We start from the raw sequence: 16696 nt of genomic DNA on the forward strand, positions 1-16696 counted from the left end.
CTACCAGATTTTTGGATTAATAAATTAAGGGGAAAAGATTGTTTCGTTTGAAATGGGGGGTTTTATGAAAAGAAGGCAGTATAAATTTTATTACAAGCTTGTGACGTTTTTTTTCATACTTAGTACGATTCCTGTTATCATTGTCGGCATTTTTTCTTATCAGCATTCGCAAAAAACAGCACTTGAAAATATCTCAAATGAAAAGCTCGACAGCGTTAAACAAACGCAATCCAATATTGAGCATATTTTAAAAACTGTTGATCATTCTCTCACTCACTATGTCAGTTCGCCGCCTCTCCTTCAAACACTGGCAGAACCTTTAAATCCAGACCAATTCCAGCTTTATAATCAAGTACAGCAGGAACTGAATTACCTGCAAACCTTCGACACCGATCTTTCCAATATTACACTCGTCAGTAAAATGGAAGACTGGTACATGAACAATTCAGGGCTTTATCATGTCACAAGCGAAGACCAAGAAAAAGCGCTGACCTCTTACCTCAATATACCAAGTCACTCCAGCTGGGCACTTGAAGAGAATAATCCACTTGTTGCGACAAAAGAAGGAAAAGCATCCTTTTGTAAGTACAATGTGAATTTAATCAAACAACTGCCTATGAACAGCGTTCAAAAAAAGGGAATCGCTGTCGCCAGCATTCCAAGCTGCGTCATTGCTGATAACATGCCTGACTTCTCTCAATCAGATAGTATGTTTGTGATCGATACAAACGGAAAAGTGCTGCTACATAATCGCAAAGAACAAATTGGTGAATCGCTGAAACATCAAGATATCGTCAAACATGTGCTCTCACTTGAAAAACGATCAGGGCAATTTGATATGAAGATCGACGAACTCAACTATCAAATCACATTTCAAAAATCAGATTATAATGAATGGACGTACCTATCCTTTGTTTCTATTCCAGAACTTAAGCAGCAAACGAAATCAATCGGGTGGATTACCTTTATTATCTGCACTATTTTGTTAGCGCTTTCATTACTATTTTCATGGTTCGGTTCTAGACACTTTTATAAACCAATCCGCTTATTATACGAGTCATTTGCACGCAATGAATCATTTTTGCAAAAACAGCCTTTTCAAAATGAATTTGAGTTGATTGAATCGAGTATTAAACAAATGAAAGATCAAAACAATGATTTAGAGGAACGGATTGAGCAGCAAGTGACACACTTACAGCAATACTTTATGGTACGGCTGCTGCTTGGAAAGCTGACAGATGAAGAAGTTAACAACCGGTTCCAAAGCTTAGGCTTTCCTCAGGGCTGGTCTCATTTGTCCATGCTTGTGACCCAAATCGATACATTAAAAGGAACACCTTATGAAAAAAAAGATGCTGACTTGCTTTTATTTGCGATCAATGGACTGATCGAGCAGATTATTCCGCAAGAGGAGCACCTTCAGCCAACCGTTGTCAATCAGCATCAAACGACGATTATCCTCAACCACTCAAAGTCAGAAGAGTTTACTGAATATTTAAACCAATTAGCAGAAACCATTCAGCAGCGTATCGAGGAAGAGCTTGGTTTATCGATCAGCATCGGAATCAGCCGCCAGTTTAAAGAACTCACGATGGCAAAACATGCTTACATTGAAGGAAAAGAAGCCTTAAAATACAGACTCAAAGCAGAGAAAAAGTCCATTATCTTATATGAGCATATTCAGCAAGGAAAGACGTTCAAAACCCATTTTCCAAAGCAGCTGCAACATGATTTATTTGATGCGATGAAAGCTGGCGATCAAGGCAAGGCGGATCACTATTTACATGTGCTCCTGCAATCCATTTTTTCTAAAAATGCAGGACCGCACGAATACCATATCGCCCTCGCTCGTTTTTTAAACAATTTAATTGAGCTAATGCATTTGCTGGGCATTGAATTATTTGAAGTCGAAGATAACAAAATGCTCTATGATACGATTTTTGAATTTAAAACCTTTGAAGATACAGAAGCATGGCTGAAACATGAAATCATTCGGCCAATTATTGACCAACTTGCTGCACGTGAAGACTCACAATACAAAAACATCTCAGAAAAAATCATTCATATTATTCATCAAGAATTCGACTCAGATCTCACATTGGATGAAATCGCCACACGCCTGCATTACAATCCCAATTATTTAAGCAGCATTTTCAGAAAGGAAATGGATATCTCCTTTAGTGAATATCTCTCTTCCTACAGACACCATGTCGCTAAAAACTGGCTAGTAGAAACCGATATGTTCGTCAAAGAAATTTCGGAAAAACTGAAATATAAAAACCCGCAAAATTTCATCCGGTCCTTTAAAAAGCTGGAAGGTACTACTCCTGGGAAATACCGCGACCAGAAAAAAGGCATGTAAGACAAAGAGTCCCGCTCTCACAAGAAAGCGGGACTCTTTTATTTAAACTGTTCATTTAAGATGCTGTCTTCCAGCACGGAAAGCGGCTCTCCATACACACGTTCAATATGAGCTGCTCCCCAATCGCATAGCGCATTGAGAATTCTTTCGAGCGACTGTCCGTATTCACTTAATTCATATTCCACTTTAGGCGGCACCTGTTCATAGACAATCCGATTAATGACCCCATCACTTTCAAGCTCTCTCAGTTGCTGCGTCAGCATTTTTTGTGTGATGTTTGGCATGAGCCGCTTCAATTCGCTCGTCCGTTTTTTCCCGTGTGTCAAATGACATAAAATCACACACTTCCACTTCCCGCCTATGACCTCAAGCGTTGCTTCCACAGAGATATTATATTTTTTCTTTTCCATCGAATGTTCACTCCTCTTTGTACGAACAGGCACTTTTTAGTACCTATATTACAAAAAAGTACGTACTTTTTTTTTCGTCATCTATGTTAGATAATAACTCTTGCCGATCGGCTTCGTCTATCAAAATTTCATCACAGAAGGATGTGAACTTACTTATGAAAAAAAAGCAAAACCATTTTGCTCTTCTCGCACTAGCGATTAGTGCTTTTGCTATAGGAACAACTGAGTTCATTAGTGTCGGTCTTTTGCCAATGATCTCAGAGGACTTTGGAGTGAGCGTCAGTCAGGCGGGCTGGACTGTCTCTTTATATGCACTTGGTGTGACATTTGGCGCGCCTATATTGACTTCCCTTACTTCCACGATGAAAAGAAAGACATTGCTTTTGCTCATTATGCTCGTCTTTTTGATTGGTAATACACTTGCCACCATTGCCCCGACTTTTTCAGTGCTGTTAATCGGCCGGGTGATTTCAGCCTTGTCCCATGGAATCTTCATGTCCATCGGTTCTACGATTGCTGCAAGCCTTGTCGTGAAAGAAAAACGGGCAAGCGCAATTGCCTTTATGTTCACTGGTTTAACAGTAGCGACTGTGACAGGTGTGCCATTCGGGACATTTCTTGGTCACGAGTTCGGCTGGCGGACATCATTTGGTGTGATTGTGATCATTGGTCTGATCGCACTGATATCCAACTATTTTCTTGTGCCGTCTCAATTAAAGCAGGGTGTGAAAACATCTTTTAAGGATCAAGCTGTCCTATTAAAAACAAAAAGAATTTTGCTTTTATTTGTCATTACAGCCACAGGGTATGGAGGAACATTTGTCGTCTTCACGTATCTATCTCCTCTCTTGCAGCATGTGACAGGTCTTGCGCCTGGGGCTGTGGCCTTGATCCTTCTTTTATACGGAATCACGATTGCAGCCGGAAATGTCATTGGCGGAAAAGCTGCTAATGCACAGCCAATAAAAGCACTGATCTATATGTTTATTATTCAAAGCATCATCTTGTTTATCCTAAGCTTCACTGCAGGATTCACAGTATTAGGCATTGGAACCGTCATGCTGATGGGGCTGTTTGCTTTCATGAATGTGCCTGGGCTGCAAGTAGCTGTCGTTGATTTTGCAGAAAGATACACACCTGGAGCGGTCGACGTCGCATTAGCTATGAATATCGCTGCCTTTAATGCCGGTATTGCCATTGGATCATTTTTAGGAGGCATCGTGACAGATACACTTGGTCTTGTGCATACAGGATGGATCGGCGGCATCATGGTCCTCATCGCAGCCATTCTTACGATGATCAGCTATCAAATGGAACAAAAAGAACAAACACAAACCATTTAAAGGAGTTTTTATGATGGAACATTTACAAAGTACAAAAACATTAAACAATGGGGTCCTCATGCCAGGCTTTGGCCTTGGTGTATTCAAGGTGGAAGATGGAGCTGAATTAGTTGATGCTGTCAAAACAGCCATTCAATTAGGCTATCGCAGTATTGATACAGCGGCTATTTACGGAAATGAAGAAGGTGTTGGACGAGGCATACAGCTTGGTTTAGCAGAAACAGGACTGCGCCGTGAGGACATCTTTGTCACCTCAAAAGTGTGGAATGCCGATTTAGGATATGAATCTACTCTAAATGCATACGAAGAAAGCTTAAAAAAGCTTCAGCTTGACTACCTTGATCTGTATTTAATCCATTGGCCGGTTGAAGGAAAATACAAAGAAGCTTGGCGTGCACTGGAAACCTTGTATCGTGAAGGAAAGGTCAGAGCCATCGGAGTGAGCAACTTCCAGCCGCATCACCTAGACGAGCTATTAAAAGATGCAGACATCAAACCAGCGATCAACCAAGTAGAATTTCATCCAAAACTAACGCAGGAAACACTCTATACGTATTTGAACTCTCATGGAATTCAAATGGAAGCTTGGTCACCGCTGATGCAGGGTGAACTGCTGCATCACCCGCTGATCACAGAGCTCGCAGACACATACGGTAAAACACCTGCTCAAATTATTTTGCGCTGGGATGTACAAAAAGGTGTCATCACCATCCCAAAATCAACGAAAGCACATCGTTTAAAGGAAAACGCTGATATATTTGATTTTGTCTTATCTGATGAAGATATGAAACGTCTTTCTGACTTAAATGAAAACAAACGTATCGGTCCAGATCCAGATAACTTCGACTTTTAATGAAAACACCCCCGCTTTTTTTCTTTGCGGGGGTGTTCCTATTGGTCATTTTGATTTTTTAAAGGAAGCTTCATATTCTTCTATGATTTTATTCCCACCATTTGATTTCCACTTCTCTACATCTTTCTTAAATTGATCTTCACTGATGTCACCAAGGATGAACTTATACGTCGCATCATCGATGATTTTCTTCAATTCGTTCCCACGCTCTGATGCTGTTTCTGAATACAGGCTTTCAGCAGGATTGGCAACGATGATGTTTTGATTGTCTTCTTCTAGCTCTTCATATTTAGAACGAACTGCATCCCCTTTATTTTTCAAGTAACGTTTATCAATTCCTACAAGACTGACAAGCGGCTGTACGTCTGTCTGCCAGCCTTTCACTTGGCTTTCTTCCCTGACAAATGTATTCCCTTCTTCTTTCTTATAATGCTTGCCATCTATACCGTACGTCATGAGACCATATACATCTTCTTCGGCAATACGGTCAAAGAAGGCCAAAATCCGCTTTAATTCCGCCTCTGATTTCACGCTTGTTTTAGGGAATGCGAAGATGCCATTATGCCCCCCTGATGCCCACACACGTTCTTTGCCATCTGGGCCTTTGATTCGGTTGATAATATCTACTTTCATGTTTTTATCTGTCGCATCATCTCTCAAGTTCACGGCATCTACCATATTTCCAACATAGATACCTGCTTTTCCTTGTGAGAATAATTCCTGCTGCTGTGTTTTGCTTGTCACTGGGAAGTCTTTGTTGATATAGCCATTGTCGCGCAGCTTTTTCATGTATTTCATTGTATTCATGTACTCATCTGTCATAAAGTCAGGCGTGAATTTCCCGTTTTCTTCTTTCCAGTCTGTTGGCATTCCTTCATATGAACCAAGCGTTTTAAATGCGCCATAAATTAAATCGTTCCGATCCGTAAAGCCAATTGTATCGGCTTTTCCGTTTTGATTCGGGTCTTTTTCCGTAAAGGCTTTGGCTACTTCATACAGATCATCCAATGTTTTTGGTGTATCCAAATTTAAATTTTCAAGCCAATCCTTTCGAATGACAATCCCTTGTCTTGAAAGTGGTCTTTCTCTATAGATCCCATAAAGCTTACCGTCTATAGAAGCATTTTTATTAATCAGTTCGTTCATCTTACTTAAATTTGGATAATCCTTTAAATACGGACCGACTTCCCAGAACATGCCTGATCTGAACGCATTAATCGCAGACGAATTTTTAATGTCTTGAATCGTCACAATTTGTGGCAAATTCCCTGCTGCAAGTGCGGAATTTAAACGATCTTCCTTCACAGCATCAGGTACCCATGTAATATCAAGCTCTGTATTTGTGAGCTTCTCAATCTCTTTTAAAACGGAATCCTTCGGCGGCTGCTGATGATACAAAATCGCCATCCATGTCAGCTTTACCTTTTTGTCTAAATCAACCTTCTCATCTGATGAGTTTGCCCCTTTACTTGAACATGCTGACAGAATACCGCTTGCTGCAAATAACAGAACAAACACAATCAGCCATAATTTCTTTCTCCCCATAAGATCCCTCCGTTGTTCCATCTTTTTAACCCTTTACAGAACCTAGTAATGCCCCTTTGTTGAAATGCTTTTGAATAAATGGATAGACAAGCAGAACCGGAATGGTTGCCACAACAATGACAGCCATTTTAATCGTCTGGTCTGGCGGTGGTGTGGATGAGCCCATATCCGACATATCTCCCTGCATTCCGCTTGAGACAATGACAATCTGTCTCAGCAGCACTTGAATCGGCCACTTCACTGAATCATTTAAATACAGAATGGCAGTCATGTACGTATTCCAATACGTCACGGCATAAAAAAGTGAAATCGTAGCAATGGCAGGCAAAGAAAGTGGGAGCACAATTTTAAAGAAAATCCCTAAATCGTTACAACCGTCCATCTTCGCTGATTCCTCAAGGCTTGCCGGTATGTTTTGAAAGAAGTTTTTCAAAATGATTAAGTTGAACGCATTGATTGCAACCGGTAGAATAAGTGACCAATACGTATCAAGCAGACCAAGTGTTTTCACCACAATAAACGTCGGAATCATACCTCCGCTAAACAGCATCGTGAAAACAACGAGAAACATCAGTGTTCTTCGGCCTTTTAGCTCCTGACGAGACAGCCCGTATGCCATAAGCGAGGACAAAAACATGCTGACAGCTGTTCCAACGAGTGTCACAAGAATGGACACAATGAGGCTGCGATACACAATATCTGTAGAGAAAATGTATCGATATGCCTCTAGAGAAAACGTCGTCGGGAACAAGATAAATTTCTTCGTGATGACCTCTTCTACTGTTGCAAAAGAGGCGGCAATGACATGGATGAACGGAAGCACACATATTAATGCGAACATGAGTAGAAAAGAGTAATTAAATAAATTGAACAATCGGCCTTTAATAGAACGATCTATGTTCATCACGCCCTTTCTTTGAAAGCGTTATCATTCCATCTGAAAGTAAGCTGCAGCCTGTGACGATATCGTGATTAAAATGTAACAAACGGGGGAAGAAAGCGTCTATAATCATTTTGACAGACCAACTGGATAGATCATATCAGCCGTGCTTTTATGCTCATGAAACAAAAGAATAAGATCATTAGCTCATGACATGATTATGCCTTATGCTCGATCATTTTCTTCGAGGATTTCCGTCGTATTGACATCTGGTTCATAGCCTAACTCCAGCTTCGTTTTCTCAGTAGACCACGGCTTTTCTTCATTCTCTGATACTGCATAATAGGTCCCAAAGGGAATATCCGATTCAACCGCTGCCTTTATCATACCTGTAAGATCCTCATGTGACAGCAGAGTTCTTTTTGTTCTTTGCTTTTTGTGCAATGCCTTCATCTCATCTGTTACAACTGTTCCAATTCTTAAATTGATGACAGACATTCCCGATTGATCGTGGAACAAACGTCCCAGCTGTTCGGAAGCAAACTTTAAAATGCCATAGACATTTTTAGTCGCAGGCACATCGTCAGTTGTAATCTGCCGTCCAAGTAAGGAGCGTCCATCCTCTTCATAACGATCCGTCACATGGTTGCTGCTTGCAAAAATGACTTTTCGTATGCCAAGCCGCGCGGCTGAACGAAACATATAATAGGTACTCCTCCAAAAAATATCAGTCATTTTTGCAAATTCTTCATGATCCATCACATCATGCGTCATGTGCATGTTTAGAAGATGCAAGATCACATCTGTATCCCGCGGAATTGCCTCATATACATTCTGTTCATTCGCTGCATCGGCTAAAATGACTCCTTCTACACAGCTTGTTAGATCAATAATCGTGACGCTGTACTCAGCAGAGAGCGCTTTTGTTAAAAGACGTCCAATCACACCGCATCCGCCAATGATGGTGATTTTTTTCATCTGTCTCCTCCTTTCTTTTGACGTAGTATGTCCAAGCGTTTCTTGATTACAGCCACTTTTTCAAAAATCGTGTCGCCTCGTGACGCATAGCGGCTGTTTCAAAATGACCTGCATGAAGACGGGTAAGCTGATAACGTTCTTTCAATGAAGCAGCTTGATAGGTTTGATTCAATACCTTTTGAATCCTTCCAACGCCTTCAGCAGGCGTGAGCTGATCAAGTTTTCCAACTAAGCTTAAATGCGGTCTCGGAAAAATCATTTCTTGAATGTCCGCTGCTGTAAAATGCTTCGCCAAGCTCGGTACATAGTAATAATAGCCATGTCTGTCCAAATTGTTCGTTTCAATTAATGTATGATGGTCCACCTGTGCACAAAGATCAATACACACACTGACCCTCTCATCAAGTGCAGCCGTCCACCAGGAAAGAAGACCGCCCATTGACATCCCAAAGACAGCTAACCTGTCCGCCAGCACATCAGATCGAGACAGCAAATAATCAATCGCACACATACTTTCATACAGCATCATGCCCCACATCACTTTTCCTGTTAAAAGCATTTCCTTAAAAATTTCACTTTCTGTTCTTCCTCTTCTCTCACCAAACCCTGCATGATCAATGGCCAGTACACTATATCCTTTAGACGTAAACTCTTTTGCATATGAAGGCGTTTGCAAATAATGATCACCTTTTAACAGCTCTTCCTTCCCATTCACGTAATTCCCGCCATGTGAATGCTGGAACAGCACAACGGGTCTTTTTTTCACCGTATCCTTCGGTTTCACGAAATAAGCAGGGACTTCCTCTACACCATTCATAGAGAGAATGAGAGTTTCAACCACATATGATTCACGTTCTTCCATTTTTAACGTATAAGCCTCCACGCGATGACGTTCTGGCATTTCTCCTAACAGACTGAGCAGTTGTTCACGTTTGCTTTCCTTTTCCATTGATGTCACTCCTCATTTTCTTGATCACCTGTTAAAATACGAGACCGATGCGGGAATCACCTTGTTTTCGACAAAATTATGTCCCGGGAAATAAAGAACACCCACCGGTTCATACCGATGGGTGTCATCATTAGTTCGCAACAATATTGACAAGCTTCCCAGGAACTGCAATCACTTTACGAATGGTTTTCCCTTCAAGCTGTTCTTTTACACGTGCATCATTTTTCGCAAGCTCTTCTAACTGCTCCCTTGTTGCATCAGCAGGAACGGTTAATTTTGCTTTTACTTTACCGTTAAGCTGTACAACAATTTCTACTTCATCGTCGACAAGCTTTGACTCATCATATTGAGGCCATGCTTCATAAGAAATAGATCCTTCATGACCAAGTTTATTCCAAAGCTCTTCTGCTAAATGCGGTGCAATTGGAGAAAGAAGCTTTACAAAGCCTTCTGCATATTCTTTCGGCAGTGTATCCGCCTTATAGGCATCGTTGATAAACACCATTAACTGTGAAATTCCTGTATTGAAACGCAAGCCTTCATAATGATCCGTTACCTTCATAACTGTTTCATGATAGCTGCGTTCTAATGCGCCGCCAGATTGCTCTGTCACTTTATCACTGAGTGAACCATCTTCATTTGTAAAAAGACGCCATACACGATCAAGGAAACGCCGAGCGCCATCAAGTCCTGTTTCAGACCAAGCAATTGATGCATCTAAAGGTCCCATGAACATTTCATAAAGTCGTAATGTATCCGCACCATGAGATTCTACGATATCATCTGGGTTGACCACATTTCCTTTTGACTTACTCATTTTTTCATTGTTTTCCCCAAGAATCATACCTTGGTTGAACAATTTCATGAAAGGTTCTTTTGTTGGAACAACACCGATATCATACAAGAACTTATGCCAGAAGCGTGCATATAGAAGATGCAGTACAGCGTGTTCTGCTCCGCCGATATACACATCAACTGGAAGCCATTTCTTCAGCTTTTCAGGAGAGGCAAGCTCTTCTGTGTTATGAGGATCAATATAACGTAAGAAATACCAGCAGCTGCCTGCCCATTGCGGCATTGTATTCGTTTCGCGGCGGCCTTTTTTACCTGTAACAGGATCTACAACCTCAACCCAGTTTTTAATATTGGCTAATGGTGATTCACCTGTCCCACTTGGCTTAATCTCTGTCGTCTTAGGCAAGATCAGTGGAAGCTCTTCTTCTGAAACAGCTGAAGATGTTCCGTCCTCCCAATGAATGATTGGAATCGGCTCACCCCAGTAGCGCTGACGGCTGAACAGCCAGTCTCTTAAACGATATGTGACTTTCTTTTCACCTTTTTGATGTTCTTCAAGCCATGCAATCGCTTTTTCAATCGCTTCTTCTTTTCCTAAGCCATTTAGGAAATCAGAGTTAATGTGCTTTCCATCACCTGTGTAGGCTTCTTTTTCAATGTCTCCGCCTTCTACAACTTCTTTAATTGGAAGATCAAAGGTTTTGGCGAATTCATAGTCACGTTCATCATGGGCAGGAACCGCCATAATGGCTCCAGTTCCATAAGTCGCCAGCACGTAATCGGCAATCCAGATCGGCATCTTTTCACCATTTAAAGGATTGATGGCATACGCTCCTGTGAAAATACCTGTCTTCGTTTTAGCAAGATCTGTCCGCTCTAAGTCACTCTTTGATTGAATCTCTTTGATATACGCTTTGACAGCTTCTTTTTGAGCATCTGATGTAATTTTTTCAACAAGTGCATGCTCTGGTGCAAGCACTGCATATGTTGCGCCAAATAGTGTATCAGGACGCGTTGTGAAAACCGTAAACTGTTCGTCATGTCCTTCTACTTCAAAATGAACGTGCGCACCTTCAGAGCGTCCGATCCAGTTACGCTGCATATCTTTTATGCTTTCAGGCCAATCAATGTCCTCTAAATCTTCTAACAGCCTGTCCGCATATGCTGTAATCTTTAGCATCCATTGCTTCATAGGACGTCTTTCAACAGGATGGCCTCCGCGTTCACTTTTTCCATCAATGACTTCTTCATTTGCAAGCACTGTGCCAAGCGCTGGGCACCAGTTCACTGGTACTTCATCGATATAGGCCAATCCTTTTTCGTACAATTTTAAGAAAATCCATTGTGTCCATTTGTAGTAATTCGGATCTGTTGTGTTGATTTCTCGATCCCAATCATACGAGAACCCTAGTGATTGAATTTGGCGGCGGAAGTTATTGATGTTCTCTTCTGTAAAGGCTGCCGGGTCATTTCCTGTATCAAGTGCATACTGTTCTGCCGGGAGACCAAATGCGTCCCATCCCATTGGATGAAGAACATCATATCCCTGCATACGTTTCATGCGTGATAGAATATCCGTTGCTGTATAGCCCTCAGGGTGCCCGACATGAAGCCCTGCTCCTGATGGATATGGAAACATATCAAGTGCATAAAACTTCGGTTTATCTTCCGAGTCAGATGTGGCGAATGTTTTATGTGTCAGCCAATAATCCTGCCACTTCTTTTCAATTTCCCGATGCTGAAAACTCAATGTGAAAACCTCCTTTAATATGTACGGCTTTATCTGCTTAGATGACCACTGCAAGAATTCAGATTTTTCTAAAATCAACAAAAAACCCTCATCCCTGGAAAGGGACGAGAGATTTTTTGGTTCCCGCGGTACCACCCTTGTTAGCGTAACATGCTGTTCATACGCTCACTTAATATCTTTAACGCAGACATGCGACAGAAGCTTTAACGCAACTGCAACTCTGAGGCGAGTTCAGAAGCAGATTTGATTGACTTTCACCAGCCGTCAATTCTCTAAAGACAAATACTGCTTTCCTACTACTCCTCTTCACTGTTCTTATCGTAACCGTCATCTAAGTAGTATTTTATAGAATTATGATCATAAGTGCAAGCAGGTTTGTATACAATGGGAATGTACCCTAGACTAGGGTAAAGTAGAGGATATTATTCGTGTGGAGATCGGTTATGACGGTTGGAGCCTGCATCCTGTGAACGTTCTTCTCTCACAAAATCGAAGCTTCGCAGAACTGCTTCTCCTCCGTAACCTGAAATAATGGATAAGATGATCAAGTGCAGACTAGATTCGGGATTTGAGGATAAGACAAGCAGTGTAGCGGCAATCATCCCAACGAGCCAATCTTCAATAAACCCTAAGTAAATAAACTTTTTTGTCATTCTGGGCTTCTCTAGCCTGCCTTTTTTCTTTACGTGACCGAGAATGCCCATGACCCCTCCAATGGCGCAAGCAATAATGACTTGTTGCAGCATTTTCATCACCTTCCTAAAGCCCTTAGAATAGTAAAGCGACTTCAGGCTGTCCAGCCCCCTGTAATGCCATTCTGCTGTTCCGTCATAATCCATGTAAAAGGTCTATTCTCTCTAACGAAGAAAAAAAGCTTGTTTCTTCCATTATATGTGAATGACCTAAAAACAATCTTGATGCATTGGAATCATTTTCACCTAATCCATATTAACTATTTTTGTCATTTTATGAATGATGAGTAATTGATTCCTTCTTTTTCTAATGAAAAGTCTCCTTACTTACTCTATTCTAATGGAGGACAAACTATGATGACAAATTTAACAAAGCGTTTGCAATCGTTGAAACAGAACATATGTTATGTTACGTTTAAAAGGATTCATTTGGTTGAAAAGACAACCATTTGATATGTCTTATAGTAGCAAAGGAGGGTAATATGGTCAGCTCGAACATTTTCGGCTTTCAAAAACAGCTTGAACTCATCAAAAAAGCGCTGGATCATGCGCGGATCGGTGTTGTCATTACAGACCCTTCCTTAGAGGATAACCCTATCGTTTATGTGAATCACGGCTTTACACAAATGACTGGATACAAACCAGATGAGATTCTTGGTCGTAATTGTCGATTCCTTCAAGGAAAAGACACGGATCAAAAGCAGCTTGCTTTAATTCGTCATGGAATTCAAAACAAAACACCTATTACCACACAGCTAAAAAATTATAAAAAAGACGGCACTTTTTTTTGGAATGAACTCAATATAGATCCTCTATACATTGAACAAGATGACAAAACATTTTTCATTGGTTTTCAAAAGGATATTACGAAACAGAAAGAATATGAACAGCTCCTAGAAGATTCCTTACAGGAAGTCACCTCTCTTTCGACGCCAATCGTCCCAATCAAAAATGGTGTATCTGCTCTTCCGCTTATCGGAAAATTATCTGAAGAACGCTTTGATGCCATTGTCGCTAAGTTAACCTGTATATTAGATGATTCAAAGGATGATTATTTAATTGTCGACCTTTCTGGTTTAATCGAGGTCGATGATTCCGTCGCAGCACGTATTTTCAAACTGCATCATCTTCTCAATCTAACTGGAACCGAACTGATCATCACTGGGATTAAGCCGCAGCTTGCGCTGAAAATGAAAGACCTCGATACAGATTTCCAGAATACGATCACTTATTTGACAGTAAAAGAAGCCATAAAAGGATTACCATTAGCTGAAAACCCTGTGTAAACAGGGTTTTTTTAATTGAACCGCTCCCCAAAATGGAAAAATGAGGTATGATAGGTGTAAATAGCAATTTAGGGGAGCTGTTAGATATGTTTTTACTCATATTAGGTCTTTTATGTGTTTGTTTTGCCATCGGATATGCTGTCAATTTCTTCTTACTCAAACGCAAGAACGAGCTGATTTTTTCAAAGAAACTTTTTTATCCTTTTTTGATCATCGGTCTCTTCTTTTCCATTATGTCATTACCGCTTACTGCTGGAAATGCGCCGAAGGCACAAGCCGATCCATCTTCCGAACAGCTGTTAAAGGATCAAAAAGAACTCTCATCTGACATTTCGCGCTTAAAAGCTGATAAAGAGTCGCTTACCTCCTCTTTAGAAGATGCGGAGAAGGAAAAAGAAAAGCTGGAAAAAAAGCTAGAAACCATCACCTCAGAAAAAGAAACGGTCAAACAGCAAGAGAAGACCATTCAATCGCTTGAAGAGAAAATAGACAAGCTCACCTCCAGTAATGAAACACTCAAACAAGAAATCAAGAATGGCAGTAGCGATACGAAGTCTTCCACCGTCCAGCGCTCCGCACCTAAAGATGAAGGAAAAAGCACAGGCGGTCATGAATCACAAAAGGAAACAAAAAAAGAATCGGCTGCCTGTAACATTAAAGGGAGTGTCAACGGTATTTACCACACACCAAGCAGCAGATACTACTCTAGAACAAAGAATGTAACCAAAATGTTCTGCTCAGTAGAAGAAGCAGAGCGTGCCGGATACAGGGCACCTAAGCAATAGCGATGTTTAATTAAGATAAAAAAGAACCTCCTGAGCGCCCAATCGGGTTTACAGGAGGTTCTTTTTTAGATTTCTCTTCTTAAAGCTGCTAATACATTCGTTTTTGTTGCCTTACGTGCCGGGTTAAGCCCTGAAATGATCGCTACCCCTGCGCTGATCACTGTCGCTGTAATGACAAGGCTGAGTGGAATATAGGAAAAAGTAATCGAGAATTGATCGCTTGATCCTCCCTCAGACATGGACGACAAAATGGCTGGGATGATTAAATTAACGGCGAAACTAATCAAATATGAGATGATAATACCGATGATTGATCCGATGACTCCAATATAAGCACTTTCCATTAGGAACATCCGCTTGATAATGGATGGATTCGCGCCAATGGCTTTCATAATCCCAATCTCTTGTGTTCGCTCTGTTACCGCCATGGTCATCGTATTGAAAATTCCGATGGCAGAAATAATGACTGCAATACATCCGACAAAAATGAGTCCAATTTTGAAGACCGTAAAGAACATATCCATTCCTTCAAGCTGGTTCGTCACAGAGATAACTTGATAGCCCTCATCTGTCAGTTTATTCGTGAGCGTACCGACATTGTCGAATTTATCTGCATAAACAGAAGTCATTTTCTCGACATTTCCTGCTTCAGGAGACAGGTCGAGTATTTGACCAAATTCTTTTTCATAAGCATTCGGAATCAGAATTTTATGATCCTCCTGCCACTCCAAATTCGGCTTTTTCAAAACACCTACTACACGGAAATCAAATGTTTTTTCTTTAACGACTTCACCTTCTTCATTTAGTTTTGGCACTTTGATTTGAATCACTTTATTTAAAATATCCTTCGTGTAGCCTTTTGGCTCCTTCGGTGTTTCTTCCCCATTTGACGTCTGGTTTAATTCTTTTTCATAGGCTTCGCGTTCTTTTTTTGTCCACAGTTGCTGCGCCATATGATACCCAACCACAATTTCGTTCGCTGATGTTGGGACTTTTCCTCGGTCTAGCTCAAGCCCTGCTTCTTTTTCCTCTTTCATATCAGTCAAAGCAGCCTGCGTTTCACTTGAACGGTTATCGAGCTCGACGTTAACCGATGGATTGATTGCCGTTCTTGAGACGACAGATTTCACATGATCATATTTCTTTAAATCATCAATCTTAACGTCTCCTTTTTCTTTTCCTAACACTTTAATTTCAGTGATGATTTGCTGTTTCATAATTTCATCTTGAGCTGATTTTTGCAAACCAAAACCGACAGACGCTAGAACGATTAAGAAAGAGCATGCCATTGTCGTCGCAAGAATGGTCATAAACACACGCAATCTATTTTTCTTCATATTTCTTCTAATGAATTTGACCTGATCTCTAAATTTCAATGGATTGTTCCCCTTTCTTTAATACACCGTCGTGAAGCTGGAACGTTGTGTCTGCGATTGAAGCGACTTCATCGTCATGTGTAATGATGACAAATGTAATTCCTTTTTCGCGATTGAGCTGCTGGATAAAGGCTAAAATTTCTCCTTCAGTTTCTGAATCCAGACTCCCAGTTGGTTCATCCGCTAAAATAATAGATGGATTTAAAATCAAGGCTCTTGCAATACTCACACGCTGCTGCTGTCCGCCTGACAGCTCATTTGGGTAATGTCCTGCGTGATGTTCAAGTCCTACTCGTTTCAGCATTTCTTTTACTTTCGCCTTTCGTTCAGACGGCTTCACACCTTTTAAAGTAAGCGGAAGTTCAACATTCTCATACGTTGTTAAGCTCCCGATCAACTGAAAGCTTTGAAAGATAAAGCCAAAGTGATCTAAGCGAAAGTCTGCCCATTCTTTTTCATTAAAGCCGGTCACATCGGTGCCATCAATGACAATTTTTCCGCTCGTTGGCGTAATATAGCCTGATATTAAGTTTAATAAAGTCGATTTCCCCGAACCACTTCGTCCAACAATACAAGCAATATCGCCTCTTTTGATGGACAGGTCAATCCCTTTTAGTACAGGAATTTCATTTTCCCTGCCCTTTTTACCAATTTTAAATACATGATCTAATGCTTGAATCTGAATCATCTCT

Annotated in this window: 14 protein-coding genes and 1 other annotated feature; of the genes, 5 read left to right on the forward strand and 9 right to left on the reverse strand. The window is 40.8% G+C overall.

All coding sequences use genetic code 11. The annotated features are described in order from the left end of the window. The first annotated feature begins 64 nt into the window (after positions 1 to 64). Positions 65 to 2362, forward strand: coding sequence for a helix-turn-helix domain-containing protein (locus tag EV579_RS09585; protein WP_133744327.1), 2298 nt, complete (start codon positions 65 to 67; stop codon positions 2360 to 2362). Positions 2363 to 2400: 38 nt separating this feature from the next. Here EV579_RS09585 and EV579_RS09590 read toward each other — a convergent pair whose 3' ends face one another. After that, a complete protein-coding gene (locus EV579_RS09590; RefSeq protein ID WP_003217763.1) occupies positions 2401 to 2772 on the reverse strand; it encodes a winged helix-turn-helix transcriptional regulator in 372 nt (123 codons plus the stop codon). Between the two features lie 155 nt (positions 2773 to 2927). On the opposite strand from EV579_RS09590, the gene EV579_RS09595 reads away from it, so the two are divergent. After that, complete coding sequence (locus tag EV579_RS09595; protein ID WP_346266198.1) at positions 2928 to 4115, forward strand: MFS transporter; 1188 nt, start codon at positions 2928 to 2930, stop codon at positions 4113 to 4115. A 10-nt stretch (positions 4116 to 4125) separates the two neighbouring features. Beyond that, the gene (locus tag EV579_RS09600; protein ID WP_024426204.1) at positions 4126 to 4968 is read left to right on the forward strand and encodes an aldo/keto reductase; all 843 of its coding nucleotides are present in this window, start codon (positions 4126 to 4128) and stop codon (positions 4966 to 4968) included. A 45-nt stretch (positions 4969 to 5013) separates the two neighbouring features. Here the strand turns inward: EV579_RS09600 and EV579_RS09605 are convergent, their stop codons facing one another. From EV579_RS09605 to EV579_RS09630, 6 genes are all read right to left on the reverse strand, one after another. After that, complete coding sequence (locus EV579_RS09605; protein WP_024424889.1) at positions 5014 to 6513, reverse strand: extracellular solute-binding protein; 1500 nt, start codon at positions 6511 to 6513, stop codon at positions 5014 to 5016. A gap of 25 nt (positions 6514 to 6538) precedes the next feature. Next, positions 6539 to 7399 carry a carbohydrate ABC transporter permease gene (locus tag EV579_RS09610; protein ID WP_087976618.1) on the reverse strand — a complete coding sequence of 287 codons (861 nt, stop codon included), beginning with the start codon at positions 7397 to 7399 and terminating at the stop codon, positions 6539 to 6541. Between the two features lie 219 nt (positions 7400 to 7618). Beyond that, a complete protein-coding gene (locus EV579_RS09615) occupies positions 7619 to 8371 on the reverse strand; it encodes an NAD-dependent epimerase/dehydratase family protein (protein WP_024424891.1) in 753 nt (250 codons plus the stop codon). Positions 8372 to 8417: 46 nt separating this feature from the next. Continuing rightward, positions 8418 to 9320: a dienelactone hydrolase family protein gene (locus tag EV579_RS09620; RefSeq protein WP_024424892.1), complete on the reverse strand. Its 903-nt coding sequence runs from the start codon at positions 9318 to 9320 to the stop codon at positions 8418 to 8420. 130 nt (positions 9321 to 9450) lie between these two features. Next, entirely contained in the window at positions 9451 to 11865 is a 2415-nt protein-coding gene (leuS, locus tag EV579_RS09625; protein ID WP_133744329.1) for a leucine--tRNA ligase, read from the reverse strand. A gap of 97 nt (positions 11866 to 11962) precedes the next feature. Then, positions 11963 to 12184 (reverse strand) — a binding site (T-box leader). 103 nt (positions 12185 to 12287) lie between these two features. Further along, positions 12288 to 12617 carry a DUF4257 domain-containing protein gene (locus EV579_RS09630; protein ID WP_008343006.1) on the reverse strand — a complete coding sequence of 110 codons (330 nt, stop codon included), beginning with the start codon at positions 12615 to 12617 and terminating at the stop codon, positions 12288 to 12290. 422 nt (positions 12618 to 13039) lie between these two features. Between EV579_RS09630 and ytvA the strand changes: the two genes are divergently transcribed. Both ytvA and EV579_RS09640 read left to right on the forward strand, forming a co-directional pair. Beyond that, entirely contained in the window at positions 13040 to 13843 is an 804-nt protein-coding gene (gene ytvA, locus EV579_RS09635; RefSeq protein WP_133744330.1) for a YtvA family blue-light photoreceptor, read from the forward strand. A gap of 86 nt (positions 13844 to 13929) precedes the next feature. Continuing rightward, complete coding sequence (locus tag EV579_RS09640; RefSeq protein ID WP_133744331.1) at positions 13930 to 14628, forward strand: sunset domain-containing protein; 699 nt, start codon at positions 13930 to 13932, stop codon at positions 14626 to 14628. Positions 14629 to 14693: 65 nt separating this feature from the next. Here the strand turns inward: EV579_RS09640 and EV579_RS09645 are convergent, their stop codons facing one another. Then, on the reverse strand, positions 14694 to 16004 hold the full coding sequence (locus EV579_RS09645; RefSeq protein ID WP_024424896.1) for an ABC transporter permease: 1311 nt from the start codon (positions 16002 to 16004) through the stop codon (positions 14694 to 14696). Next, a complete protein-coding gene (locus EV579_RS09650) occupies positions 15994 to 16692 on the reverse strand; it encodes an ABC transporter ATP-binding protein (RefSeq protein ID WP_024424897.1) in 699 nt (232 codons plus the stop codon). The genes EV579_RS09645 and EV579_RS09650 overlap by 11 nt, the downstream gene beginning before the upstream one ends. Positions 16693 to 16696 lie beyond the last annotated feature (4 nt).

Origin of the sequence: Bacillus sp. BK450 (assembly GCF_004364885.1) — a bacterium.
Classification (GTDB): Bacteria; Bacillota; Bacilli; order Bacillales; family Bacillaceae; genus Bacillus; species Bacillus safensis.

Coding starts and splice junctions, on each gene's coding strand:
- EV579_RS09585 (WP_133744327.1), top strand. CDS start 65: ATGAAAAGAAGGCAGTATAAATTTTATTACAAGCTTGTGACGTTTTTT.
- EV579_RS09590 (WP_003217763.1), bottom strand. CDS start 2,772: ATGGAAAAGAAAAAATATAATATCTCTGTGGAAGCAACGCTTGAGGTC.
- EV579_RS09595 (WP_346266198.1), top strand. CDS start 2,928: ATGAAAAAAAAGCAAAACCATTTTGCTCTTCTCGCACTAGCGATTAGT.
- EV579_RS09600 (WP_024426204.1), top strand. CDS start 4,126: ATGATGGAACATTTACAAAGTACAAAAACATTAAACAATGGGGTCCTC.
- EV579_RS09605 (WP_024424889.1), bottom strand. CDS start 6,513: ATGGGGAGAAAGAAATTATGGCTGATTGTGTTTGTTCTGTTATTTGCA.
- EV579_RS09615 (WP_024424891.1), bottom strand. CDS start 8,371: ATGAAAAAAATCACCATCATTGGCGGATGCGGTGTGATTGGACGTCTT.
- EV579_RS09620 (WP_024424892.1), bottom strand. CDS start 9,320: ATGGAAAAGGAAAGCAAACGTGAACAACTGCTCAGTCTGTTAGGAGAA.
- EV579_RS09630 (WP_008343006.1), bottom strand. CDS start 12,617: ATGAAAATGCTGCAACAAGTCATTATTGCTTGCGCCATTGGAGGGGTC.
- ytvA (WP_133744330.1), top strand. CDS start 13,040: ATGGTCAGCTCGAACATTTTCGGCTTTCAAAAACAGCTTGAACTCATC.
- EV579_RS09640 (WP_133744331.1), top strand. CDS start 13,930: ATGTTTTTACTCATATTAGGTCTTTTATGTGTTTGTTTTGCCATCGGA.
- EV579_RS09650 (WP_024424897.1), bottom strand. CDS start 16,692: ATGATTCAGATTCAAGCATTAGATCATGTATTTAAAATTGGTAAAAAG.